The organism is Streptomyces griseus (assembly GCF_001715295.1).
Classification (GTDB): Bacteria; Actinomycetota; Actinomycetes; order Streptomycetales; family Streptomycetaceae; genus Streptomyces; species Streptomyces griseus_G.
The window spans coordinates 924,973-949,756 of record NZ_MDKB01000003.1; the positions used below are offsets into that span (position 1 = coordinate 924,973).

Genomic DNA, 24,784 nt, shown 5'->3' on the forward strand with positions numbered 1-24,784 from the left:
TAAACGGAGTACACGTCCTCCCGGGGTGCCCCCGGGGTGAGGTCCGGGGCCTCCCTCAGAGGTAGGGTCCACCCGCCCCGTACTCCGGACGCGGTACGGGGGGCTGCGGTGCGTTCACCCCGGCCCGGCCAGGGGGGCGGACCTGAGTGCGCCCGGGTCGTACGGCGTCTCCCGCGGGAGCAGCGCGGTCGCCGCGTCGTCCTGGCCGGCCCGCACCCGTGCGTGGATCTCCCGGGCCAGCGGGGTGACGTCCCGTACGGAGACGGTCCACTCGTCGGCGTACCGGCGCGCGGCCTCACCGCTCAGGCCGAGCTGGAGGGAGCGGTACGGCAGCGGGTTCAGGTGCAGGTCCCGCTCCGGGTCCCACTGGACACGGGCCGGGGCACGGCGCAGGCTGCGTCGCCACGTGGTGCGGTCGGGGTGGACTCCGGCGGCGTAGTGGGACAGTTCGGCGTGCGCGAGCGCCCAGTCGAAGCCCTCGCGGGTGATCTCGATGGCCAGGACGGTCTCCTGGCCCTCCTTCGTCGCCCAGCCGCAGCGGTACATCATCCAGAGGAAGCTCGGTTTGACCCAGGTCATGCGGTCGCGTCTCCAGGCGGCGGGGAAGGCCTGGTCGCGGGCGGCCGGGAGGCCGATGGCGGGCGGATAGGCCTGGTAGACGGTGACCGTGGTGGCGGTGTGCCGGGCGCGTATCCGGTGGTGCGATGCGGTCATGGCGTACAGGATGGGCCGGGCCGCGCGCCCGTGGCCACGGGTTTTCCGCCGCGCGGCAGGTGCCGGGCCGGCTACGGGCGCCGGGCCGGCACCGGCCGGAGTCCAGGCCAGCGGGCGAGGGCGGCGCGGCGGAGGTCCGCCGCGAGGCCGCCGAGGCCCCGCAGGCCGGGCTGCTCCTCGGCCAGGGCGGCGACCACGCCGAGCCGGTGGACGAGCCGTCGGCGGGCGGTCGCCGTGCCCCACTCCCAGTCCTCGTCCGGAAGCCGGGCCAGGTGGTCGGCAGCGCCGCGCCGGGCGCGCGGGACCAGGGCGTCGCCGCGGATAAGCCAGCCCGCGCAGGCGTCGGCGAGGCCGGTGTCCGGGAGCGCGCGGCCGGTCGCGGCGTGCCAGGCCGTGCGGTACGCGGACTCCGCTCTCTCCAGCAGGGGCCCGGCCGCCCGGGTGACGCACCAGCAGGTCGGAAACCCGATGCGCAGGTAGGCGAGTTCCATCAGCCCGCTACCCAGGGACGCCTGCTCGAAGTCGATGAACCTGACCCCGTCGGGGGTGTGCAGGTCGTTGCCCGGGCACGGGTCGCCGTGGAGCAGCGCGGTCCCCTCCGCCCGGCCGAGCCGCTCGACGAGGGCGCGCAGTTCCTCCTCGGCGCGCGGTGCCGCCCGGACGCCGAGCTTCTCGGCCAGGGCGAGGAAGGAGGTGACGTCCGAGTCGGCCGGACCCTGCCACCGGGGCAGGGCTCCGGCGTCACCGGGGCCCGCGGTGGCGTGCAGCCGGGCGAGGGCAGCCGCGTACCCGACGGTCCAGCCGGCGGCGGGGCGGGCGTGGTCGAGGTGTTCGAGGACGACGACCCGTTCGGCGGGGTCGGTGGCGAGCAGCGCGGGCACGACGGGGGATCCGGAGGCCCGGGCCGCGATGCGCAGCGCGGCCACCTCGCGCTCGTACCGCTCGTCGGCTCCGGGGCCCGCCACCAGCTGTTTCAGGACGGCCGGCCCGCCGGCCAGCTCGATGCGCCAGACGTGGGAGCGAGGGCTGCTCTCCAACTGGGCGGGGTGCGCGGGTGGCCCCAGCCGGGCGCTGAGAACCGTGCCGAACGGGAGCCGCGACGCCGTCACCATGCGGTGAGTCTCGCACCCGGACCGGCCGGTGGTCGCCGCCTTTTCCGAAGGCGGCGACCACCGGGGGCCGGGCGTTGTGGGCCTCAGTGGTTGCGGGGGAAGCCCAGGTCGACGGATGACGGGGCGTCGGCCGGGTCCGGCCAGCGGGTCGTGACGACCTTGCCGCGGGTGTAGAAGTGCACCCCGTCGTTGCCGTAGATGTGGTGGTCGCCGAAGAGGGAGTCCTTCCAGCCGCCGAAGGAGTGGTAGCCCACCGGTACCGGGATCGGGACGTTGACGCCGACCATGCCCGCTTCGATCTCCAGCTGGAAGCGCCGGGCGGCGCCGCCGTCGCGGGTGAAGATCGCGGTGCCGTTGCCGAACGGCGAGGCGTTCATGAGGGCGACGCCCTCCTCGTACGTGTCGACGCGCAGGACGCACAGGACCGGCCCGAAGATCTCGTCCCGGTAGGCGTCGGAGTCCGTGGAGACGTGGTCGAGGAGGGAGAGGCCGATCCAGTGGCCGTCCTCGAAGCCCTCGACCGTGTGGCCGGTGCCGTCCAGGACGACCTCGGCGCCCTGGGCGGCGGCGCCGGTGACGTAGGAGGCGACCTTGTCGCGGTGGGCGGCGGTGATCAGGGGGCCCATCTCGGAAGCGGGGTCGGTACCGGGGCCGATCCTGATCTTCTCGGCGCGCTCCTTGATGCGGGCCACGAGGTCGTCTCCGACCGCGCCGACGGCGACGACGGCGGAGATGGCCATGCAGCGCTCCCCGGCGCTGCCGTACGCGGCGGAGACGGCGGCGTCCGCCGCCGCGTCCAGGTCGGCGTCCGGGAGGACCAGCATGTGGTTCTTCGCCCCGCCCAGCGCCTGGACGCGCTTGCCGTTCGCGGAGGCCGTCGCGTGGATGTGACGGGCGATCGGGGTGGAACCGACGAAGGAAACGGCGGCGACGTCGGGGTGGGCGAGGAGCGCGTCGACGGCGACCCTGTCGCCGTGCAGGACGTTGAGCACGCCGTCGGGCAGGCCGGCCTCGGCGGCCAGCTCGGCCAGCAGGTTGGCGGCCGACGGGTCCTTCTCGCTGGGCTTGAGCACGAAGGTGTTCCCGCAGGCGACGGCCAGCGGGAACATCCACATCGGCACCATGGCCGGGAAGTTGAACGGCGTGATGCCCGCGACGACACCGATCGGCTGGCGGATCGAGGAGACGTCGACCCGGCTGGAGACCTCGGTGGACAGCTCGCCCTTGAGCTGGGTGGTGATCCCGCAGGCCAGCTCGACGATCTCCAGCCCGCGGGCGACCTCGCCGAGGGCGTCGGAGTGCACCTTGCCGTGCTCGGCGGTGATGAGGGCGGCGATCTCGTCGCGGTGTGCGTCGAGCAGGGCGCGGTAGCGGAAGAGGACCGCGGTACGGGCGGACAGCGAGGAGGTGCCCCACGTGGCGAAGGCGCTCTTCGCGGCGGCGACCGCGGTGTCGACCTCCTCGGCGGAGGCGAGCGCGACCTGGGTGGTGACGGCGCCGGTCGCCGGGTCGGTGACCGGGCCGTAGGTACCCGACGTGCCCTCGACGGCCTTGCCACCGATCCAGTGGTTGACGGTCTTCATGACGGGATGCTCCTTCAGAGGTGGCGGCGTCGGGCTGCGATCTGCCGGTCGTACTCCTTGCGTGCCTCGGCCGCCGACGGGCGGGTCGCGGTCTCGGCCACGGGAACATCCCACCACGCCTGTGCGGGAGGGGGGCCCGACACTGTGTCTGGCGTTTCGGTCTCCACGTAGACACAAGTGGGGCGGTCCGCGCCGCGCGCCTCGGCCAGGGACGCGCGCAGGCCGGCCACGGACTTCGCCCGCAGCACCCGCATGCCGAGGGAGGCCGCGTTCGCCGCCAGATCCACCGGGAGCGGGAAGCCGGTGTAGCCGCCGTCCGCGTCCCGGTAGCGGTAGCCCGTGCCGAAGCGTTCGGCGCCGACGGACTCGGAGAGGCCTCCGATGGACGCGTACCCGTGGTTCTGCAGGATGACGAGCTTGAGGGGGAGGCCCTCCTGCACGGCCGTGACGATCTCGGTGGGGTTCATCAGGTACGTGCCGTCGCCGACGAGGGCCCAGACGGGCCGGCCGGGCGCGGCGAGCTGCACGCCGATGGCGGCCGGGATCTCGTATCCCATGCAGGAGTAGCCGTACTCGACGTGGTACTGGCGCGGGGAGCGGGCCCGCCACAGTTTGTGGAGGTCACCGGGGAGCGAGCCGGCCGCGTTGATCAGGATGTCGTCCTCGGTGACCAGGGCGTCGAGCAGGCCGAGGACCTGGGCCTGCGTGGGGCGGGCGTCCGGATCGGGGGTGGCGTAGGCGGCGTCGACGCGCTGCTCCCAGCGTTCCTTCGCACCGGTGTACTCGGTCTCGTAGGCGGGGTCGACGCGGTGACCGCGTGCGTGCAGGGCGGCGCCGAGCGCTTCGAGGCCGGTGCGGGCGTCCGCGACGAGGGGAAGGGCGGCGAGCTTGTGGGCGTCGAAGCCGGTGATGGTGAGGTTGAGGAAGCGGACCCCCGGACGGGCGAAGAGGGTGCCGGAGGCGGTGGTGAAGTCGGTGTAACGGGTGCCGATCCCGATGACGAGGTCGGCGTCGCGAGCGAGGGCGTCGGCCGTCGCGGTGCCGGTGTGGCCGATGCCGCCGACGTCGGCGGGGTGGTCGTGACGCAGGGAGCCCTTGCCCGCCTGGGTGGAGGCGACGGGGATGCGGGTGGCGGCGGCGAAGGCGGCGAGGGCCTCCTCGGCGGCGCTGTGGTGGACACCGCCGCCCGCGACGATCAGGGGCCGGCGGGCGCCGCGCACCGCCCGTACGGCCTGCTCCAGTTCGTCCGGGTCGGGGGCGGGCCTGCGCACGTGCCAGACGCGCTCGGCGAAGAACTCGGCCGGCCAGTCGTACGCCTCGGCCTGGACGTCCTGGGGCAGCGCGAGCGTGACGGCGCCCGTGCCGGCCGGGTCGGCGAGGGTCCGCATCGCCTGCAGGGCCGCCGGGATCAGGGCCTCGGGGCGGGTGACGCGGTCGAAGTAGCGGGAGACGGGCCGCAGGCAGTCGTTGACGGAGACGTCGCCGGCGGAGGGTACTTCGAGCTGCTGGAGCACGGGGTCGGCGGGGCGGGTCGCGAAGGTGTCGCCGGGCAGGAGCAGGACGGGCAGGTGGTTGACGGTGGCGAGGGCCGCGCCGGTGACGAGGTTGGTGGCGCCGGGGCCGATGGAGGTGGTCACGGCCTGCGCGGAGAGCCGGCCGGACTGGCGGGCGAATCCGACGGCCGCGTGCACCATGGCCTGTTCGTTGCGGCCCTGGAGGAAGGGCATCGCGGGGCCGGACTCGACGAGCGCCTGCCCCACGCCCGCGACGTTGCCGTGGCCGAAGATGCCCCAGGTGGCGTTGATCAGCCGTCGGCGCCGGCCGTCGCGCTCGGTGTACTGCCGGGTGAGGAAGGCGATCAGCGCCTGGGCGGTGGTGAGCCTGCGGGTGGTGGTACGGGACGTGGTCACCGGCCGGCCTCCCGGTCGTACAGCGGGAGCCGTGGGTCGACCGGCTGGGCGGGCCATGTGTCGCGGATCCAGCGATGGCCGGGGTGGTCCTGGATCAGCCACGCGCGTTGCTCGCCGGGGCCCGCCATCACGTTCAGGTAGTACAGGGTGCGGCCGGGCGGGGCGATGGAAGGGCCGTGCCAGCCGTCGGGGACGAGGACGGCGTCGCCGGTGGCGACCTCGGCGAGGACGTCCGTGCCGCCCGCGCGGGACGGGGAGACCCGGTGGTATCCGAGGCCGTCGCCCTCGACCTCGAAGTAGTAGATCTCCTCGAGTTCGCACTCGACGCCGGGACGGTGCTCGTCGTGCTTGTGCGGGGGGTACGAGGACCAGTTGCCGCCGGGGGTGAGGACCTCGACGGCGATGAGCCGGTCGCACGCGAAGGTGTCGGCGGCGGCGAAGTTGTTGACCTGCCGCGAGCAGGTGCCGGCACCCCTGAGTTCGACCGGTACCTCCGGCGCGGGGCCGTAGCGAGCGGGGAGTCGTCGCTCGCACTTCGCTCCTGCCAGGGCGAAGCGGCCTCCTGCGCCGGAGGCGATCTGTGCGCGGGCGTCACGCGGAAGATAGGCAAAATCGGTCACTGCGCCGAACGGGCTCTCCCTGCCCCGCAGTTCAAAGATCTCACTTGCGGTCCGCACCGTACAGCCACCGGTCAACGGCAGGACGATCCATTCGCTCTCCCCGGTGACCAGGGTGTGAACACCACCCGGTTCGAGCTCCAGTACCCGCAGGCTCGACCGGTCCCAGCCGGCCGTCTCCGGCCCGATGTCGAGGGAGTACGGGGCGTTCGCCGTGTCCCCGGCCCGCAGGTGGTACCGCTGCTGCTCCTCGCGCGTCGTCATGACCGCATCCCTACCCCTTCGCCCGGCGGGTTCCCCTCACAACAGCCCCACGGCGGTGTCGACCGCCGCCGCCACGTCCCCGCCGGCCGGGTAGAGCAGGGAACGCCCGACGACCAGGCCCCGCACCGTCGGCAGCCGCAGAGCGCCGCGCCACTTCTCGTACGCCCCGTCCAGATCGCCCTTGACCTCGCCGCCGAGCAGGACCGTGGGCAGGGTCGAGGCGCGCAGCACCCGTTCCATGGCGTCGGGGTCCTCCGTCACGGGGACCTTGAGCCAGGTGTAGGCGGAGGTGCCGCCCAGCCCCGAGGCGATGGCGATGGAGGCCGTGACGGCGGCGGCCCCGAGGTCGGTGCGGAGCCCGTCGCCGGTGCGGCGGCAGAGGAACGGCTCGATGAAGACGGGCAGCCGGTGATCGGCCATCGCGTTCACGGTGCGGGCGGCGGTGTGCAGGGTCTCCAGGGAGGCGGGGTCCTCGTGGTCGATCCGCAGCAGCATCTTGCCCGCGTCGAAGTTCTGCCTGGCCAGGTCGATGGGGCGGTGGCCGGTGAAGCGGTCGTCGAGTTCGAAGGCGGCTCCGGCGAGCCCGCCGCGGTTCATGGAGCCGATGACGACCTTGTCCTCCAGGGCGCCGAGGAGGAGCAGGTCCTCCAGGACGTCGGCTGCGGCCAGCACGCCGTCGACACCGGGGCGGGAGAGGGCGATACAGAGGCGTTCCAGCAGCTCGAAGCGGTCGGCCATGGCCGTCTCGTCCTCGCCGACGGCCAGGGCGCCGCGGGCCGGATGGTCCGCGGCGATGATCATCAGGCGGCCGGTGGGGCCGAGGAGGGGGCGTCTGCTGCGGGCGGCGGCGGCCTCGGCGACCGCCTCCGGGCGGTGCGCCCGGAGCCGGACGAGGTCGGCGACGCCCGATGCGGCGGGCGGGGTCACGGGGCGGCCCCGGGGGCTTCCGCGGCCGGGGCGGCCGAGGGCACGGCCCCGTCGGCGAGGGCCTGTTCGACCTCGTGCGGGAACGGCATCGCGGACGAGCAGGCGAGGCGGGAGGCGACGATGGCGCCCGCCGCGTTCGCGTAGCGCACCGTGCGTGCGGTGTCCCATCCGGCGAGCAGGCCGTGGCAGAGGGCGCCGCCGAACGCGTCGCCCGCGCCGAGACCGTTGACGACGTCCACGGGCAGGGGCGGGACCTCGGCGGTGGTGCCGTCGCGGTGGAGGGCGAGCACGCCCGCGGGGCCCTGCTTGACGACGGCGAGTTCGACCCCGGCGGCCAGCAGGGCGCGGGCGGCCGCGTGCGGATCGCGTTCACCGGTGGCGATCTCGCACTCGTCGACGTTCCCCACGGCGATCGTGGCGTGGGCGAGCGCCTCGCGGTACCGGGCGCGGGCGACGGAACCGTGGTCCCCCTCCTCCCAGAACATCGGACGCCAGTCGAGGTCGAAGACCGTGGCGGGTCCGGGCGGCGGCCCGGGTGCCGCGGCGCGGGCCCGGAGCGCGGCGAGGGTGGCGGAGCGGCTGGGCTCGGCGCACAGCCCGGTTCCGGTCATCCAGAAGACGCGGGCGGCACGCACCGCGTCGAGGTCCAGTTCGCCGGCGTGGATCTCCAGATCGGGGGCCTTGGGCTGCCGGTAGAAGTAGAGCGGGAAGTCGTCCGGCGGGAAGATCTCGCAGAAGGTGACGGGGGTGGGGCTGCCCGCCACCTCGCTCGCCCAGCGGGCGTCCACGCCGAACGCCCCGAGTTCCTGACGGAGGTAGTCCCCGAAGGGGTCCCGGCCGGTCCGCGTGATCACGGCCGTGCGCCGCCCGAGCCGCGCGGCGGCCACCGCGACGTTGGACGGCGAGCCGCCGAGGAACTTTCCGAAGGTCTCGACCCGGGCCAGCGGAACACCGGTCTGCAGCGGGTAGATGTCCACCCCGATCCGCCCCATGGTGATCACGTCGTACGGCTCAGGCATACGCATCCCTTCGGTCCGCGTCTCGGTCGCGGCCGGGCGGCTGGTCCCAGGTCTAGCCCTCGCCCCGCACCCTGTCAACACTATGTCCGGACATGCGGACGGTGCCTTGACACCCGATTTCCGGCCCTGAAAGGTGGGCGACATGACCTCCTCCGCACCCGGCCCGGCCCGCATCCGCATCGGTTCGGCACCCGACTCCTGGGGGGTGTGGTTCCCCGACGACCCGCGGCAGGTGCCCTGGGAACGCTTCCTCGACGAGGTCTCCGAGGCGGGGTACGAGTGGATCGAACTCGGCCCGTACGGCTATCTGCCCACCGACCCCGCCCGGCTCGCGGACGAGACCGCCCGCCGCGGCCTCACCGTCTCCGCGGGCACCGTCTTCACCGGACTGCACCACGGCCCGGACGTCTGGGACAGCACCTGGGCACATGTCGCCGGCATCGCGGCACTCACCCGGGCGATGGGCGCCGAACACCTGGTCGTCATCCCGTCGTTCTGGCGGGACGACAAGACGGGCGCGGTCCTGGAGGACCGCACGCTCACGGCGGCCCAGTGGCGTGACCTCACCGCCCAGACGGAGCGGCTGGGACATGAGGTGCGGGAGCGCTACGGGCTGCGGATCGTCGTGCACCCGCACGCCGACACGCACATCGACAGCGAGGAGAACGTCAGCCGCTTCCTCGACGCGACCGACCCCGACCTGGTCTCCCTCTGCCTGGACACCGGCCACTACGCGTACTGCGGCGGGGACAGCGTGAAGCTCATCGAGACGTACGGCGAACGCATCGGCTATCTGCACCTCAAGCAGGTGGACCCGGTGATCCTGGCCGATGTCGTGGCGAACGAGGTGCCGTTCGGGCCCGCGGTGGCGCGCGGGGTGATGTGCGAGCCACCGGGCGGCGTGCCCGCGCTGGAACCCGTACTGGACGCGGCGCGTGCCCTCGGCACCGATCTCTTCGCGATCGTGGAGCAGGACATGTACCCGTGCCCCCCGGACAAACCGCTGCCCATCGCCCGCCGCACCCGCGAGTTCCTCCGGATCTGCGGCCCGGCACGGCCCGCGATCTGATCCCGCCGGCCACGACGGTCAGGGGGCGGCAGCGGCAGCAGGGCGCACGGGGTGTCGGGGCGTCTGGGCAACGGGGCCGGCGACCGAGCATCAGCTCACTGCGCCATGGACCCCAGCGGTCCTCGGCCCCTCCAGCTGAGCAGCCACCGCGGCTCGTGCGGTCACCCGCAGACCTGATCATGTCGCACGAGGGCGCCGAACGGGCCACGTACGTCCGCGAGTCGAAGACGGTGATCCACCGCTACCTGGAGCCGCCGGCCGCCGGGCGGACCACGGAAGGCGCGTCACGGGACATCCATACCCCCTAGGGGTATAGTGGTCGGCGTACGGGGGCACCCATCCCGGATACCCCCGCACGTCAGTCCCAGTGTGCTCGCGAAGAGGAGAACGCCATGACCGCCGAGACCCAGACCCCCCAGGCCGCCGGCTCCTGCTGCTCGCCCGACGGCTCCTGCGGCGACGAGGCGTCCGGCGCCACGACCGGCGCGGTCACCACGGTGTACGAGGTGAAGGGCATGACCTGCGGCCACTGCGAAGGGGCCGTCTCCGAGGAGATCTCCGGACTCGAAGGGGTCACCTCGGTGAAGGCCGAGGCCTCGACCGGGCGGGTGACCGTCGCGTCCGCCGCCCCCCTGGCGGAGGACGCCGTACGCGCCGCCGTCGACGAGGCCGGTTACGAGCTGATCGGCCTCGCCTGAGCAACCGCCCCGCGGGACGGCCCGCCGCCCGGACACCCCGACGCGCAAAGACCCCACCCCCGCACCGCCCCGCCGGGCCGGCTCCCCGCCGCAGACGCGACCAGGGGAGCCGGCCCGACGTGTTGGTGAAGATATCAAGGTGGCGACTGCCCCCGACCGGCCGTCACGGCGTACGCTGTCAGCCATCGGAAGCAACCTCTTCCAGGCCTTCGGTTCCTTCGTGGCTGCTCCGCTCCGCGCCGCATCCGGGCTGCTCAGCTCGGTGAACGCGGGTGCGGCCACGGCGTTTCCGCCGGCCTCGGCCGTAACGGTCGACCGGGGGTTGTACACCTTCACATGATGCACACAAAGAGACTTAGATCACACCGATTCGAGGGTAACCATCTGATGGGTTGGTGAGTCTAAGAGTGCGATGCCAAGGATGTCTTGGGGGACGTCCGACGGAGTGTCTTGGGGGACGCTCCGGGCAAGCGTTGGCCGGGGCACGTGCACCGGGGAGCTTTGAGCGGCCCTCCCGTGCGTACGTACCCCGGCGGACCGCACAGCAGGACAGAACTGAACAGCACCACCGCAAGGACGACGGGAGCCACGGCTCCCGGCAGACGCCCGGCCGGATCCCGTGGGGGGAATCCGCTCCGGGACATGGGAAGCGCCCCGTCCGTCGACCCGTGGGGGGATCGGCGGCGGGGCGTTTCTCGCGCTCGTGGAGCACCGCACATGCCGGACGCCGCAGCGCACCAGCCGGTGGAGCACCCGGGAACCCCAGGTCCCCGGGTCCCGATCCCGCCCGGGACTTCACCCGGAACGCCGAATCGCCCCGGACACCGCACCCTGCTGGACAGGGGGCGGCACGCGGGGCGAAGGCCGCGGGCCGGAAAGGCGACCCGGATACTACGGCGGTTCTACGGGACCGGCCTCGACGGACCGGTCCCCGTGACGCGTTCCCGGTGACCCGCTGTCAGCCACCAGGTCCCGGCGGACCCGGCGTCAGCGGCTCTCGGCCGGGACGAAGTCCCGCAGGACCTCACCGGTGTAGATCTGGCGCGGGCGGCCGATGCGCGATCCCGGCTCCTTGATCATCTCGTGCCACTGGGCGATCCAGCCGGGAAGCCGGCCGAGCGCGAAGAGCACGGTGAACATCTCGGTCGGGAAGCCCATGGCGCGGTAGATCAGCCCCGTGTAGAAGTCCACGTTGGGGTAGAGGTTGCGCGAGACGAAGTACTCGTCGGAGAGCGCGTGCTCCTCCAGCTTGAGGGCGATGTCGAGCAGCTCGTCCGACTTGCCGAGCGACGACAGCACGTCGTGGGCCGCGGCCTTGATGATCTTGGCGCGCGGGTCGAAGGACTTGTACACCCGGTGGCCGAAGCCCATCAGGCGGACGCCGTCCTCCTTGTTCTTCACCTTCTGGATGAAGGAGTCGACGTCGCCGCCGTTGGCCTGGATGCCCTCGAGCATCTCCAGCACCGACTGGTTGGCGCCACCGTGCAGCGGGCCCCACAGGGCCGAGATGCCGGCGGAGATCGACGCGAACATGTTCGCCTGCGAGGAGCCGACCAGACGCACGGTGGAGGTCGAACAGTTCTGCTCGTGGTCCGCGTGCAGGATGAGCAGCTTCTCGAGCGCCGCGACGACGACCGGGTCCGGCACGTACTCCTGGGCCGGCACGGAGAACGTCATGCGCAGGAAGTTCTCGACGTAGCCGAGGTCGTTGCGCGGGTAGACGAACGGGTGGCCGATCGACTTCTTGTAGGCGTACGCCGCGATCGTCGGGAGCTTGGCCAGCAGACGGATCGTCGAGAGGTGGCGCTGCTCCTCGTCGAACGGGTTGTGGCTGTCCTGGTAGAAGGTGGACAGCGCGCTGACGACCGAGGAGAGCATGGCCATCGGGTGGGCGTCACGCGGGAAGCCGTCGAAGAAACGCTTGACGTCCTCGTGCAGCAGCGTGTGCCGGGTGATCTCGTTCTTGAAGGCCGACAGCTCGTCGACCTTGGGAAGCTCGCCGTTGATCAGCGTGTAGGCGACCTCGAGGAACGTCGAGCTCTCCGCGAGCTGCTCGATCGGGTAGCCGCGGTAGCGCAGGATGCCCTGCTCGCCGTCGAGGTAGGTGATGGCGGATTTGTACGCGGCTGTGTTGCCGTATCCGCTGTCCAGCGTGACCAGGCCCGTGTTGGCCCGGAGCTTCCCGATGTCGAAGCCCCTGTCGCCGACGGTGCTGTCGATCACCGGGTAGGTGTACTCGTCATCGCCGTACCGCAGTACTACAGCGTTGTTGGTGTGCTCGCTCACGTCATCCCTCACCGACGTAGTGCCTCTTCTTCGAGGTGCCCTGACTGTTCTCCACCCTCCCCCATTCGGCTCAGGAGAGTGCACTCGGGGTCGTCCATTGGACCTACTGGCGGCACTGAGTGCCGCCAACTTACTCATCCTGCCCCCTGTCCCCCGGTTCCGGAAGGGCTCAGTGATGTTTCCCACCGTTTTGATCGATCATTTTGCCGAGAAGTCTTCCAGCGGTCCTCCGCGCAGCCGGAAATCCAGAGCCGTGCAGCGTCTGCCTGCGGAAACCGTGCGGACCGCCTGCCCGACGGCCTTGCGGGAACCGACGAGTACGACGAGCTTCTTCGCCCTGGTCACGGCCGTGTACAGCAGGTTTCGCTGGAGCATCATCCAGGCGCTGGTGGTGACGGGGATGACGACCGCCGGGTACTCACTGCCCTGGGAGCGGTGGATCGTCATGGCGTAGGCATGGGCCAGCTCGTCGAGTTCGTCGAAGTCGTAGGCGATCTCCTCGTCCTCGTCCGTGCGGACCGTCAGCTTCTGTTCGTCCGTGTCGAGGGCGGTGACGACGCCGACCGTGCCGTTGAAGACGCCGTTCTCCCCTTTCTCGTAGTTGTTGCGGATCTGGGTGACCTTGTCGCCGACCCGGAAGACCCGGCCCCCGAACCGCTTCTCGGGCAGATCGGGACGGCCGGGGGTGATGGCCTGCTGGAGCAGGCCGTTGAGGTGTCCGGCACCGGCCGGCCCCCGGTGCATCGGGGCGAGGACCTGCACGTCACGGCGGGCGTCCAGCCCGAACTTGGCGGGGATGCGGCGGGCCGCGACATCCACGGCGAGCACTCCGGCGTCCTCCGTCTCGTCCGCCACGAAGAGGAAGAAGTCGCTCAGCCCCTGGGTGAGCGGGGGCACCCCGGAGTTGATCCGGTGGGCGTTGGTCACGACCCCGGACTGCTGGGCCTGCCGGAAGATCGTCGTCAGCCGGACGGACGGGACCGGGCCGCCCTCGGCGAGCAGGTCCCGCAGCACCTCCCCCGCGCCGACCGAGGGGAGCTGGTCCACGTCTCCCACCAGCAGGAGATGGGCACCGGGTGCCACCGCCTTGACCAGCTTGTTGGCGAGCAACAGGTCGAGCATCGACGCCTCGTCGACGACGACGAGGTCGGCGTCCAGCGGCCGGTCCCGGTCGTACGCCGCGTCCCCGCCCGGCTTCAGCTCCAGCAGCCGGTGGACGGTCGACGCCTCGGCGCCGGTCAGCTCCGAGAGCCGCTTCGCGGCCCGCCCGGTGGGCGCGGCCAGCACCACCTTCGCGTTCTTGGCACGGGCCAGCTCGACGACGGACCGTACGGTGAACGACTTGCCGCAGCCGGGACCGCCGGTCAGGACGGCGACCTTCCGGCTGAGTGCGAGCCGGACGGCGGACTCCTGTTCGGGCGCCAGCTTCGCCCCCGTACGCCGGGCGAGCCAGCCGAGCGCCTTCGTCCAGTCGACGTCCCGGAAGGCCGGCATGCGGTCCTCCGGCGTACGCAGGAGGCGCTGCACCTGGGCGGCGAGGGAGATCTCGGCGCGGTGGAAGGGCACGAGGTACACGGCGGTGACGGGTTGTCCGTCCTCCGGCCCCGGCACCTTCTCCCGTACGACGCCCTCCGGATCCTCGGCGAGCTCGGCCAGGCACTCGATGACGAGCCCCGTGTCCACCTGGAGCAGCTTCACGCCGTCCGCGATCAGCCGCTCCTCGGGGAGGAAGCAGTGCCCTTGGTCGGTGGACTGCGACAGCGCGTACTGCAGACCGGCCTTGACCCGCTCGGGGCTGTCGTGCGGGATGCCGACGGCCTGGGCGATGCGGTCGGCGGTGAGGAAGCCGATGCCCCAGACATCGGCGGCCAGCCGGTAGGGCTGGTTCTTCACGACGGAGATGGAGGCGTCCCCGTACTTCTTGTAGATGCGGACGGCGATGGAGGTCGAGACGCCGACGCTCTGCAGGAAGACCATCACCTCCTTGATGGCCTTCTGTTCCTCCCAGGCGGCGGCGATCATCTTCGTCCGCTTCGGGCCGAGCCCGGGCACCTCCACCAGCCGCCCGGGCTGCTGCTCGATGATGTCCAGGGTGTCGACGCCGAAGTGGGTGGTGATGCGGTCGGCCATGACCGGCCCGATGCCCTTGATCAGGCCGGAGCCGAGGTAGCGGCGGATGCCCTGGACGGTGGCGGGGAGGACGGTGGTGTAGTTCTCGACCGTGAACTGCTTCCCGTACTGCGGATGGGATCCCCAACGCCCTTCCATCCGCAGGGACTCGCCCGGTTGGGCCCCCAGCAGCGAACCGACGACGGTGAGCAGATCGTTGCTCCCGCGCCCGGTGTCGACCCGGGCGACGGTGTAGCCGTTCTCCTCGTTGGCATAGGTGATCCGCTCCAGGACGCCTTCGAGCACGGCCGTGTTGGACATGGTCCCGACCGTATCGGGCGGGACCGACAGCCCGTAGGCCGCACTGCGAAACCCTCCCCTGCAACTCTCCCCGGAAGCCGTCCCCGTCACCCGCCCCCGGGCCCGCGCCGGGTGACGGCCGTCGGGGAAGCCACGGGCACGACGTCCCCGGCATGGCACCCGTGGTCCCGCCCTGACTCCCCGAGGACCGGGACACCCCGCGGGCCGTGGAGAAAAAAAGGGGGGCCGGCGGGGGCGGTACGGGGTCCTGGGCGGGAGCTGGAGGGTGCGGGGAGACACGTACGGGCCGGGGGTGGCGCGGTGGGGGCGGCAGGGGCCCCCGAGGCCGCCGACCGTCCGCTCAGGCCGGCCGGACCACCGCGCTGACCTGGCCTGATACGCAGGGCGAGCGATAGGTTCGAACCTTCCGAAAGGGGGGGCCGGATGGACCGGAACACACGCTCGGTCGAGGATGTACTGCGGCTCATGGACGGCCTCTTCGCGCCGGAGGCCGACCGGTGGACCGACAAGGCGGGGGCGTGGTGGGACGCGTTCTACGAGGACCGGTCGAAGCCCGTGCCGTTCTTCGTGGCGAAGCCCGACGAGAGCCTGGCGTCGTACGTCGACCGGGGCCTGATCCGCCCGGGGCGGGCGCTCGACCTCGGCTGCGGGCCGGGTCGCAACGCGCTGTACCTGGCCTCGCTCGGCTACGAGGTGGACGCCGTCGACCTGTCGCCCGGGGCGCTCGCCTGGGCCGAGGAGCGGGCCGGTGAGGCGGGGGCAGGCATCCGCTTCCACTGCGGGGACGCCTTCGCCGAGGACGCGCCTGCCGGGCCGTACGACCTGATCTGCGACTCGGGCTGCTTCCACCACCTCCCGCCCCACCGGCGCGTCAGCTACCTCGAACTGGTGGAGCGCACCCTGGTACCGGGCGGGCACCTCGCGCTCAGCTGCTTCGCCGCCGGGGCGATGGGTTCCGAGCTCTCCGACGCCGAGCTCTACGGTGGTGCGGGGCTTCGCGGCGGCCTCGCCTACACACCGGAGTCCCTCCGCTGGATCTTCTCCGGGATGGAGGAGGTCGAACTCCGGCGGATGCGGGACGAGCCGGATGACTCCCTCCGCTTCGGTGCGGACTTCCTCTGGACGGCGCTGTTCAGGAAGCCGGAGAGCCCCCGCACTCCCGGCCGGTGAGCGCCGTCGCCCCGACGGCCGCCCAGGCCGGGCCGGGAGCCGTCCACCGGCCGGGGTGCACCCGCTCCGACACCGCCGGACCGCGCTGAGGCCGAGGGTCTGCGGGCGCGTGAGATCGGCGGCGTGCGGAGCGGCGTCCGGACGGTCCGGGCGGTCGCTCCGGTGTGATCCAGCGCACCCCCGGGCCCGACACGGTGGAGCCCTCCGGCGACGACCGGAGGGCTCCACCTCGCGGGCCGGAGGCCCGCTGGGTCACACCGTGAGCTTCACTGCCTCGAACCAGTTGTTGTTGCCGGTGGTGCCGACGAACATGAACTCGGGTCGGCTGTTCTTGCAGTACTGCGGGCCCCAGCCGCCGTTGTTCATCTTGGCCGTGTGGCAGACGCTGCCCTTGCCGACGTTCATGGCGAAGGCCGTCATGAAGGGGGCGCCCGGCTTCGAGCTGCCTATGTAGTTGTTCTTGCCGTCTTCGATGACGGCCGTCCAGCTCGGGGCCCACTTGGCGTTGCCGCTCGTCGAACCCGAGTCGTGCAGCATGGCGTTGGCGGAGGATCCGCCGACGTTCCACACCGCGATGTTGAGGGCCGTGATCCGCTTGCCCTGGCCGGCCGTCCCGGCCATCGTCCCGTCACACACCGGCGCCTGCCAGCCGCTCCCGGACACGAAGGCCCGGTAGCAGATGTGCCGCCCCCCGGGGTCGCCCTTGGCGAGGCTGCTCAACGCACTGGCAGCCGTGTACGGCGGGGCCTTCGCCGTCACCGTGGCCGTGGGCTTGCGTTCGGGCTTGACCGGTGGCGGCACGACCACCGGTTCGGAGGGCGGCGGCTCGGACGGCTTCTCCGTCCGCACCTGCTTCGGCTTCTCCTTCTCCTTCTCCTTGCTCGGAGTCACGGAGGGGGTCGGCGACTTGCTGGTGTAGGTCTGCGGGTGCGCGGAGGCTTCGGTGTTCAGGACCGTGCCTGCGGCGTTCTGCGTGCGTTCCTTCTCGGGCTTGCGGTCGTCCTGACCCGCCACGAGGAAGGGCACGGAGACCAGGATCGCACCGATGATCGCCGCTGCGGCCAGCATCGGCTTCTTCGGTCGGCTGCCGGGCGGTTCGCCGTCCGCGTGCGTGCCCGCGCCCGCGCCGCCGCTGCCCGCCGCCGCGACCGCGGCGGCCGGGGTCCCGCCGACGGCGCCGGTGGCGGCCGACGCCGCGGCCCGGTCGGACGCGGACACCGAGGACCGCGAAGTCACCGTGGTCTCGGCGGAGTCGGCCGAGGCCGGTCCGGGTGTCCCCTCCGCCGACGGCTCCGGAGCGCCGATGCCCCGCGCGGCACCGGTGCCGGAAGCAGCAGTGGACGCTCCGGCGTTGCTCGCTCGCTCCGCGCTCCGCGTCCGGGCGGCAGCGCCCTCGGCAGTCTCGTTCCCGGAGCCCCCGCCCGTCGGCGAAGCGCTCGTCGTGCTCCCGCTCCTCGTGCTCTCGCTCGTCGGGCCCTGCGTGGCGGCGTCCGGCGCGGCCGCCGGGGACGACGAGCCCGCACGCCCGCGCAGGCCGCCGGGCGTCAGGGCGTCACCGGGGTCCCCGGCCGCTCCCTGCATCGGCACCGCCCGGCGGACGGAGACCGGTGAACTCCCGGACGCCCCGGAGGCGCCGGAGGACGTGCCCGAACTCGGGGGTATGTGGCTGGAAGGATCATGCTCACGTGCCATGCAATTTCCTTACTCATATGGGGGTTCGGCGTTCCTGTCGCGCTCCGCACCCACGCACGACCGGACCTCACCCACCTCAGCCGTCGGATGGGCGAAATCCTGCGAGGAGCAACCGTGTTGGCGAGAGGCGAGGGGGGTCGTGCCTGACACGGTTCGGGCCCGGGACGACGGTACAGGAACTCCGTTGACCACGGTCGGCCGACAAAGCCCGCACCGACGGCACGCCTCCCCGGGGGCGGAAGCCACCGCCCGCTCCGTGTCCGTGCGGAAAGGACGGATTCGAGGCGGATGCCGCCACGCCGGTGCCGGGGCCGTCGCTCCGGTGCCGGGGCCGTCGCGCGCGGGCCCAGGAGCGGGCCGACGAGGTGGGGGCGGACATCCGGTCCCCGTGAAGCGGCCGGCTCCTGGGCTCCGGTGAGGACTTCCTCTTCCTGACCGCACCGCTCCACGAGCATGGCGCCGACGGGTCCTGCCGGGGGGTCCGGCGACCGTCGACGCCCGTTTCCTTTCCGAAGCACGTCGCTCCCTCATTCCGGTCCGGGCCGACTGTCAGTGCCCGGACATAAAGTCGTCGGCATGAGTGCAATGACGGACTGGACGGGCCACGCGTTCCCCGGCCTCGACGTGAACATCGTCTTCGCCCGGGGGATGACCACCGGCACGCTCGCGGAGGGGTTGCGCGGTGCGCTCCGTGAGCCCCTCGCCGACGGCGAGGCGGGCGGGTGGGCCTGGGCCGTGCACGAGATGTTCGACCCCGAGGCCGATGACTTCGAATCGGTCGACTACAACAGCATCTGCCGGGACGGCGGAGAGATCGTCGTCTTCGTGACCGAGCCGTGCAGCGCGAAGGCGCACGGCCCGGAGTTCTCGTACTTCCGTGACGGCCGCACGATCCTCCACTTCAGCTTCGAGGACGTGAGTTCCCGAGTGGGGGAGAATCCGGATTACCTCTCCGCCGAGCTCCTGGCCGCGCGTCTGATAGGCCCCGGCTCCTCGTGCGAGGAGGAGAGCGGCGGCGACCATGACTGCTTCGACCACTACACCGATGACGAGGACCGTCTCGTGCGGACGATCGCGGACTACTTCCTGCTGCCCTCGGCGCCCCTGTCGGCAGAGGTGGCGGCGGCGTGATCCAGCTCGCCCCCGACACGTTCGCCACATGGTGCAAGGGCATGAGCCTGCCCACGCTGTCCGCCGTCTTCGCCGAGGCCGGGCATCCCATATCCGACGGTGGCCGGTCGTCCGGCTGGACCTGGGTGACGCACGACGCGCGCACTGCATCGGCATCGGCATCGGCATCGGCATCGGACGGATTCTCCGTCAGCGCTCTGGCGTGCTACGTCACCGGCTTCCGCTACGCGGACCGCGCGGACCTCCCCGAGCCGATGGAAACCGTGTTCCTGGCGTCGACGCCCGCCTGTCCGTGCGAGCACGGACAGAACTACATGGTGCCGCACTGCGACGTCCATCCGTTCCAGTTCGCCTACAGCCGGGGCGGGTTCGCACGGACGTGCTTCAACATGGGCGATCGCCGCGAATCACGCCGGAGCGGAGATCTCCTGGTACGCGAGCTGCTCGACGCCGGCATCATCGGCCGGGACACACCGGCGTACGAGGCCGATCCCGGTTTCAACGCCGGCGGAACACTCACGCTCCGGATCATCGCCGACCACTTCGCGCTGCCCTCGCCACCGCTGCTCAGGTGAGCCGGATGACTCCCGCAGTCCCCCCACACACGGGAGTCATCACATCCGGTCAGTCGAGCATCGCCGTGGCCTCGACCTCGACCAGATGCTCGGGGACGTCCAGTGCGGCGACGCCCAGAAGCGTGGCCGGCGCAGCCGGAGTGGTCCCCAGCCGGGCGGACGCCCGGGAGATGCCCTCCAGAAGCAGGGGCATCTTCTCCGGCGTCCAGTCGACGACGTGGACGTTCAGCTTCGCCACGTCGTCGAAGGAGGCGCCGACACCCGCCAGGGCGGTGGCGACGTTGACGTAACACTGCTCGACCTGGGCCGCCAGGTCGCCTTCACCGACCGTGACGCCGTCGGCGCCCCAGGCGACCTGTCCGGCGACGAAGACCAGCTTCGAACCCGTCGCGACCGACACCTGCCGGTAGACGTCGATCTCGGGCAGTCCTGCGGGGTTCGTCAGGGTGATGGCCATGCTGTCCGCCTCCTTGCCGCGCGGCCCGACAGAGGCCGTCGCGCACTCTCTTGTGGTTACTGGATAACCGTAGGAGAGTGTGGGCTGACGTGGAAGAACGCACTTATTGGTGACAGGGGAACCAGAAGGTGACCAAGCAATTCGACGGCTCCCCCGAGGAACAGGCCGACCTGCGGCGCGCGGACTCGCTGGCGCGGGAGATCTTCTCGGACGTCGCCAACAAATGGGCGCTCCTGATCATCGAAGCCCTGGGAGACCGCACCCTGCGCTTCAGTGAGCTGCGGAGCGCCGTCGAGGGGATCAGCCACAAGATGCTCACCCAGAACCTGCGCATGCTGGAGCGCAACGGGCTGGTGGACCGGACGGTGTACCCCACCGTGCCGCCCAAGGTCGAGTACGCCCTCACGGAGCCGGGCCGGGCCCTGCGGAGGACGGTCGACGTGATGTGCGAGTGGACCCAGCGCAACCTCGCCCACATCGAATCCTCCCGCCGCGACTTCGACGGCTGACCGGGGCGAACGCGGCGAAGCCGGATCCCCGGCGTAGGCGGTACGGCGGCACGGCGGCACGGAAAGCGGAATGGGGCCCGGCCCACAGGCCGGACCCCCCTCGCTCTCCCCCTCCGTCGGGCTTCCCGTTCCCCCCGGACCCCTCCCCGGAAGTCCCGACGCCGAATATGACCGGGCAGGGTGCGGAAAGGTTGCACGCCTTGACCGTCTCTTTGCCCGGCCGCCCTGACAGGGCTCTCAGCAGGCATGTTCCAGGTAGCGGGCGGCCACTTCGGCCACCACGTCGGCGCCGTCGCGGGCCCAGAGGCCCTCGTTGAAGATCTCGACCTCGATGGGCCCGGTGAACCCGGCCGCCTCGACCTGACGGCGCATCGCACGGAAGTCCACGCACCCGTCGCCGAGTTGGCCACGGCCCACGAGTACGCCCGCCGGAAGCGGAGTGATCCAGTCGGCGAGCTGGAAGGAGTGGATCCGGCCGCCCGCCCCCGCCCGGGCGATCTGGGCGGGCACCTGGTCGTCCCACCAGACGTGGTAGGCGTCCACGACCACGCCGACCTGTTCGGCGGGGAAGCGTTCCGCCAGGTCCAGCGCCTGGGAGAGGGTGGAGACCACACAGCGGTCCGAGGCGAACATCGGGTGCAGCGGTTCGACGGCCAGACGGACGCCCCGCTCCTGTGCGTACGGGGCCAGCTCGCCCAGCGCGTCGGCGATCCGCTCCCGGGCGCCGTACAGGTCCTTGTCCCCGGCGGGGAGCCCGCCGGAGACCAGGACCAGGGTGTCGGTGGACAGGCCGGCCGCCTCGTCCACGGCCGCGCGGTTGTCGTCCAGGGCGCGCGCGCGATCGGCGGGGTCGGTCGCTGTGAGGAAGCCGCCCCGGCAGAGGCTGGTGACGGTGAGACCGGCGTCCTTCATCAGCTGCCCGGCGCGCTCGACCCCGTACTCCTGCACGGGGGCCCGCCACAGGCCGACCCGGCCGATGCCCGCCGTGGCGCAGCTCTCGGCGAGCTCGGGCAAGGACAGCTGCCGGACCGTCTCCTGGTTGAGGGACAGGCAGGAGAGTTCCGTGTTCATCGGCTTCCTCCGTGGACGGCCAGCAGCGCGCGCATCCGGGACTCGGCCAGCCCGGGGTCAGGGAACAGGCCGAGCCGGTCGGCCAGTTCGTATGCCCTCGCCAGGTGCGGGAGCGAGCGCGCGGACTGCAGGCCGCCGACCATCGTGAAGTGGTCCTGGTGGCCCGCCAGCCAGGCGAGGAAGACCACGCCGGTCTTGTAGAAGCGCGTCGGGGCCCGGAAGAGGTGGCGGGACAGCTCGACCGTGGGGTCCAGGACGGCGCGGAAGCCTTCGACGTCCCCGGTGTCGAGGATCCGTACCGCGTGGGCGGCCAGCGGGCCCAGCGGGTCGAAGATGCCGAGCAGGGCGTGGCTGAAGCCCCGGTCGTCGCCCGCGATCAGCTCCGGGTAGTTGAAGTCGTCGCCGGTGTAGCAGCGCACCCCGCCGGGCAGCCGGCGCCGCACGTCGATCTCGCGTGCGGCGTCCAGGAGCGAGATCTTGATGCCGTCGACCTTGTCCGGGTGTCCGGCGATGACCTCCAGGAACGTGTCGGTGGCGGCGTCGAGGTCGGCGGAGCCCCAGTACCCCTCCAGAGCCGGGTCGAACATCGGTCCGAGCCAGTGCAGGACGACCGGTTCCGTGGCCTGGCGCAGGAGGTGGGCGTACGTCTCCAGATAGTCCTCGGGGCCTCGGGCCGCGGCGGCCAGCGCCCGGGAGGCCATCAGGATGGCCCGGGCGCCGCTCTCCTCGACCAGGGCGAGCTGCTCCTCGTACGCGGCGCGCACCTCGGCGAGCGTCGCCGGGCCGGTGAGCTGGTCGGTGCCCACGCCGCACGCGAGGGCGCCGCCGACCGACTTCGCCTCGGCGGCCGAGCGCCGGATCAGTTCGGCGGCCCCGGCCCAGTCCAGGCCCATGCCCCGTTGCGCGGTGTCCATCGCCTCGGCGACGCCCAGGCCGTGGGACCAGAGGTGGCGGCGGAAGGCGAGTGTGGCGTCCCAGTCCACGGCGGCCGGGTCGTCGGGGCTGATGTCGGCGTACGGGTCGGCCACCACGTGGGCGGCGGAGAAGACCGTCCGGGAGGCGAGGGGGCCGCCGCCCGGGGTGAGGTCGAGGGGGGTGCTGCGGGGTTCGTACGGGCCCTGCGGGAGATGGATCGTCACGGGATCAGCTCCGGTGCTCCGGGGGTGGCGGGGGCGGTCACAGGGTCAGCTCCGGTACGTCGAGGCGGCGGCCCTCCGCGGAGGACCTGAGTCCGAGCTCGGCCAGCTGGACACCGCGGGCGCCGGCCATCAGGTCCCAGGTGTAGGGCTCGTCGAGGACGATGTGGCGGAGGAACAGCTCCCACTGGGCCTTGAAGCCGTTGTCGAAGACGGCGTTGTCGGGGACTTCCTGCCACTGGTCGCGGAACGGTTCGGTGACCGGGAGGTCGGGGTTCCAGACCGGCTTGGGGGTGGCCGAGCGGTGCTGGACACGGCAGTTGCGGAGTCCCGCGACGGCGGAGCCGTGGGTGCCGTCCACCTGGAACTCGACGAGTTCGTCGCGGTTGACCCGGACCGCCCAGGAGGAGTTGATCTGGGCGACGGCGCCTCCGGCCAGCTGGAAGGTGCCGTACGCGGCGTCGTCGGCGGTGGCGGCGTAGGGCTTGCCGTGCTCGTCCCAGCGCTGCGGGATGTGTGTCCGTACGTGCGCGGAGACGCTGGTGACCTGGCCGAACAGCTCGTGCAGGACGTACTGCCAGTGCGGGAACATGTCGACCACGATGCCGCCGCCGTCCTCCGCGCGGTAGTTCCAGGACGGCCGCTGGGCCTCCTGCCAGTCACCCTCGAAGACCCAGTAGCCGAACTCGCCGCGCACGGAGAGGATCTCGCCGAAGAAGCCGCCGTCGATGAGGCGCTTCAGCTTCAGCAGGCCCGGCAGGAAGATCTTGTCCTGGACGACACCGTGCTTGATCCCGGCGTCACGGGCGAGGCGGGCCAGTGCGAGGGCGCCCTCGACGTCGGTGGCGGTGGGCTTCTCGGTGTAGATGTGCTTGCCCGCGGCGATCGCCTTCCTGATCGCCTCGACGCGCGCCGAGGTGACCTGGGCGTCGAAGTAGATGTCGATCGAATCATCGGCGAGCACCGCGTCCAGGTCGGTCGACCACTCGGTCAGGCCGTGCCGGTCGGCGAGTGCCTCCAGGGCGTGGGCGCGGCGGCCGACGAGGACGGGCTCGGGCCACAGCACCTCGCCGTCGCCGAGGTCGAGGCCGCCCTGCTCACGGATCGCGAGGATCGAGCGCACCAGGTGCTGCCGGTATCCCATGCGTCCGGTGACGCCGTTCATGGCGATGCGCACTGTCCTGCGTGTCACGAAGTACCTCCATACAGCCGTAGCAAGCGCTTTCTATACGGTATGACGCTAGCCTGCCGACTGCGGCCCGGACAAGAGGGGCGCCCCACAACTCCTCGGAGGAGAGCGATGACAGTCACCCTGGCGGACGTGGCGGCTCGCGCCCGGGTGTCCCCGGCCACCGTGTCCCGCGTGCTGAACGGCAACTATCCGGTGGCCACCTCCACGAGGGAGCGGGTCCTGCGCGCGGTGGACGATCTCGACTACGTGCTGAACGGCCCCGCCAGCTCGCTGGCCGCCGCCACGTCCGACCTCGTCGGCATCCTGGTCAACGACATCGCCGACCCGTTCTTCGGCATCATGGCGGGGGCCGCGCAGAGCGAGATCGGCGGGCCCGGCGACGGAACGGGCCGCGCGGGGGGCGAAAAGCTCGCCGTCGTCTGCAACACGGGCGGCTCGCCCGAGCGGGAACTCACCTACCTCACCCTCCTCCAGCGCCAGCGCGCGGCCGCCCTCGTCCTCACGGGCGGCGCCCTGGAGGACTCCGCACACCAGGCCGCCATGACCGCGAAACTGGCGAAACTCGCGGACGCCGGGACGCGGATCGTCTTCTGCGGACGCCCCCCGCTGCCGGACTCCGACGCGGTCGTGGCCTCGCTGGCCTTCGACAACCGGGGCGGCGGCCGGGTCCTGACCGAGCACCTGCTCGGCCTCGGACACCGCCGGATCGGTTATGTCGCCGGGCCGCTGGAGCGCACCACGACCCGCCACCGCCTGGAGGGCCACCGCGAGGCGCTGGAGGCGGCGGGGGTGCACGGGGACGGGGAGAGCCTCACCGTGCACGGACCGTACGACCGGGGCTCCGGTTACGACGCCACGCTGGAACTCCTGCGCCGGCAGCCGGGGGTGACGGCGATCGTCGCCGCCAACGACACGGTGGCCCTGGGCGCGTGCGCGGCGGTCCGGGAGCGCGGCCTCCGCATCCCCGAGGACGTCTCCGTGGCCGGCTTCGACGACCTGCCGTTCTCGGTGGACGCGGGGCTGACGACCGTACGGCTGCCGCTGTTCGACGCCGGGGCACGGGCGGGGCGGCTGGCGATGGGCAAGGAGGAGCCCCCACCCGGCGGCATCGCGACGATACCGGCCGAGCTGACGGTGCGCGGGTCGACGGCGGCCCCCCGGGTGGGGTGAGGGTTTCGCGCCCCGTACCTGGGTACCGGTTCACCGGCACCGACGAAAGGAC

22 protein-coding genes are annotated in these 24,784 nt (G+C 72.0%); 8 read left to right on the plus strand and 14 right to left on the minus strand.

Annotated elements, in window-relative coordinates; genetic code table 11:
• Positions 1–114 precede the first annotated feature (114 nt).
• The 7 genes from BA175_RS20275 to iolC form a co-directional block, all read right to left on the minus strand.
• Positions 115–714 carry a DUF4291 domain-containing protein gene (locus BA175_RS20275; protein WP_069172842.1) on the minus strand — a complete coding sequence of 200 codons (600 nt, stop codon included), beginning with the start codon at positions 712–714 and terminating at the stop codon, positions 115–117.
• Between the two features lie 71 nt (positions 715–785).
• A complete protein-coding gene (locus BA175_RS20280) occupies positions 786–1,826 on the minus strand; it encodes a phosphotransferase family protein (protein WP_069172843.1) in 1,041 nt (346 codons plus the stop codon).
• Positions 1,827–1,909: 83 nt separating this feature from the next.
• Positions 1,910–3,409, minus strand: coding sequence for a CoA-acylating methylmalonate-semialdehyde dehydrogenase (locus tag BA175_RS20285; protein WP_069172844.1), 1,500 nt, complete (start codon positions 3,407–3,409; stop codon positions 1,910–1,912).
• 14 nt (positions 3,410–3,423) lie between these two features.
• The gene (gene iolD / locus BA175_RS20290; RefSeq protein ID WP_438947345.1) at positions 3,424–5,376 is read right to left on the minus strand and encodes a 3D-(3,5/4)-trihydroxycyclohexane-1,2-dione acylhydrolase (decyclizing); all 1,953 of its coding nucleotides are present in this window, start codon (positions 5,374–5,376) and stop codon (positions 3,424–3,426) included.
• Positions 5,316–6,200 (minus strand): 5-deoxy-glucuronate isomerase, encoded by an 885-nt coding sequence (iolB, locus tag BA175_RS20295; protein WP_069172846.1) that lies wholly within the window; start codon positions 6,198–6,200, stop codon positions 5,316–5,318. The genes iolD and iolB overlap by 61 nt, the downstream gene beginning before the upstream one ends.
• 36 nt (positions 6,201–6,236) lie before the next feature.
• The gene (locus BA175_RS20300) at positions 6,237–7,127 is read right to left on the minus strand and encodes a Cgl0159 family (beta/alpha)8-fold protein (RefSeq protein ID WP_069172847.1); all 891 of its coding nucleotides are present in this window, start codon (positions 7,125–7,127) and stop codon (positions 6,237–6,239) included.
• A complete protein-coding gene (gene iolC / locus BA175_RS20305; protein WP_069172848.1) occupies positions 7,124–8,146 on the minus strand; it encodes a 5-dehydro-2-deoxygluconokinase in 1,023 nt (340 codons plus the stop codon). The genes BA175_RS20300 and iolC overlap by 4 nt, the downstream gene beginning before the upstream one ends.
• 142 nt (positions 8,147–8,288) lie before the next feature.
• On the opposite strand from iolC, the gene BA175_RS20310 reads away from it, so the two are divergent.
• From BA175_RS20310 to BA175_RS20315, 3 genes are all read left to right on the plus strand, one after another.
• Positions 8,289–9,215, plus strand: coding sequence for a sugar phosphate isomerase/epimerase family protein (locus tag BA175_RS20310; RefSeq protein WP_069172849.1), 927 nt, complete (start codon positions 8,289–8,291; stop codon positions 9,213–9,215).
• A 155-nt stretch (positions 9,216–9,370) separates the two neighbouring features.
• Positions 9,371–9,523, plus strand: coding sequence for a hypothetical protein (locus BA175_RS31225; RefSeq protein WP_175420874.1), 153 nt, complete (start codon positions 9,371–9,373; stop codon positions 9,521–9,523).
• A gap of 84 nt (positions 9,524–9,607) precedes the next feature.
• Positions 9,608–9,913, plus strand: coding sequence for a heavy-metal-associated domain-containing protein (locus BA175_RS20315; protein WP_069172850.1), 306 nt, complete (start codon positions 9,608–9,610; stop codon positions 9,911–9,913).
• Positions 9,914–10,900: 987 nt separating this feature from the next.
• Here the strand turns inward: BA175_RS20315 and BA175_RS20320 are convergent.
• Together BA175_RS20320 and recD2 are read right to left on the minus strand one after the other, a co-directional pair.
• On the minus strand, positions 10,901–12,199 hold the full coding sequence (locus BA175_RS20320; RefSeq protein ID WP_069172851.1) for a citrate synthase: 1,299 nt from the start codon (positions 12,197–12,199) through the stop codon (positions 10,901–10,903).
• A gap of 198 nt (positions 12,200–12,397) precedes the next feature.
• Positions 12,398–14,629: an SF1B family DNA helicase RecD2 gene (gene recD2 / locus BA175_RS20325; RefSeq protein WP_069172852.1), complete on the minus strand. Its 2,232-nt coding sequence runs from the start codon at positions 14,627–14,629 to the stop codon at positions 12,398–12,400.
• A gap of 423 nt (positions 14,630–15,052) precedes the next feature.
• Between recD2 and BA175_RS20330 the strand changes: the two genes are divergently transcribed.
• Positions 15,053–15,799: a class I SAM-dependent methyltransferase gene (locus BA175_RS20330; RefSeq protein ID WP_069172853.1), complete on the plus strand. Its 747-nt coding sequence runs from the start codon at positions 15,053–15,055 to the stop codon at positions 15,797–15,799.
• A 252-nt stretch (positions 15,800–16,051) separates the two neighbouring features.
• Here BA175_RS20330 and BA175_RS20335 read toward each other — a convergent pair whose 3' ends face one another.
• On the minus strand, positions 16,052–17,491 hold the full coding sequence (locus BA175_RS20335) for a hydrogenase expression protein HypA (protein ID WP_069172854.1): 1,440 nt from the start codon (positions 17,489–17,491) through the stop codon (positions 16,052–16,054).
• A 576-nt stretch (positions 17,492–18,067) separates the two neighbouring features.
• Here BA175_RS20335 and BA175_RS20340 point away from each other — a divergent pair.
• Positions 18,068–18,622 (plus strand): hypothetical protein, encoded by a 555-nt coding sequence (locus tag BA175_RS20340; RefSeq protein ID WP_368073320.1) that lies wholly within the window; start codon positions 18,068–18,070, stop codon positions 18,620–18,622.
• The gene (locus tag BA175_RS31865) at positions 18,619–19,197 is read left to right on the plus strand and encodes a hypothetical protein (RefSeq protein WP_254667920.1); all 579 of its coding nucleotides are present in this window, start codon (positions 18,619–18,621) and stop codon (positions 19,195–19,197) included. The genes BA175_RS20340 and BA175_RS31865 overlap by 4 nt, the downstream gene beginning before the upstream one ends.
• 49 nt (positions 19,198–19,246) lie before the next feature.
• Here BA175_RS31865 and BA175_RS20350 read toward each other — a convergent pair whose 3' ends face one another.
• Positions 19,247–19,654 carry a RidA family protein gene (locus BA175_RS20350; RefSeq protein WP_069172856.1) on the minus strand — a complete coding sequence of 136 codons (408 nt, stop codon included), beginning with the start codon at positions 19,652–19,654 and terminating at the stop codon, positions 19,247–19,249.
• A gap of 128 nt (positions 19,655–19,782) precedes the next feature.
• Between BA175_RS20350 and BA175_RS20355 the strand changes: the two genes are divergently transcribed.
• Positions 19,783–20,163 (plus strand): winged helix-turn-helix transcriptional regulator, encoded by a 381-nt coding sequence (locus BA175_RS20355; RefSeq protein WP_069172857.1) that lies wholly within the window; start codon positions 19,783–19,785, stop codon positions 20,161–20,163.
• Positions 20,164–20,400: 237 nt separating this feature from the next.
• Here the strand turns inward: BA175_RS20355 and BA175_RS20360 are convergent, their stop codons facing one another.
• From BA175_RS20360 to BA175_RS20370, 3 genes are read right to left on the minus strand one after another with little or no spacing between them, the layout of a single operon-like run.
• On the minus strand, positions 20,401–21,234 hold the full coding sequence (locus BA175_RS20360; RefSeq protein WP_069172858.1) for a sugar phosphate isomerase/epimerase family protein: 834 nt from the start codon (positions 21,232–21,234) through the stop codon (positions 20,401–20,403).
• The gene (locus tag BA175_RS20365; RefSeq protein WP_069172859.1) at positions 21,231–22,373 is read right to left on the minus strand and encodes a dihydrodipicolinate synthase family protein; all 1,143 of its coding nucleotides are present in this window, start codon (positions 22,371–22,373) and stop codon (positions 21,231–21,233) included. Before BA175_RS20365 ends, BA175_RS20360 begins: the two co-directional genes overlap by 4 nt.
• 37 nt (positions 22,374–22,410) lie before the next feature.
• Positions 22,411–23,562 (minus strand): Gfo/Idh/MocA family protein, encoded by a 1,152-nt coding sequence (locus tag BA175_RS20370; protein WP_069172860.1) that lies wholly within the window; start codon positions 23,560–23,562, stop codon positions 22,411–22,413.
• A gap of 108 nt (positions 23,563–23,670) precedes the next feature.
• Between BA175_RS20370 and BA175_RS20375 the strand changes: the two genes are divergently transcribed.
• Positions 23,671–24,732 carry a LacI family DNA-binding transcriptional regulator gene (locus BA175_RS20375; RefSeq protein ID WP_069172861.1) on the plus strand — a complete coding sequence of 354 codons (1,062 nt, stop codon included), beginning with the start codon at positions 23,671–23,673 and terminating at the stop codon, positions 24,730–24,732.
• The last annotated feature ends 52 nt before the right edge of the window (positions 24,733–24,784 follow it).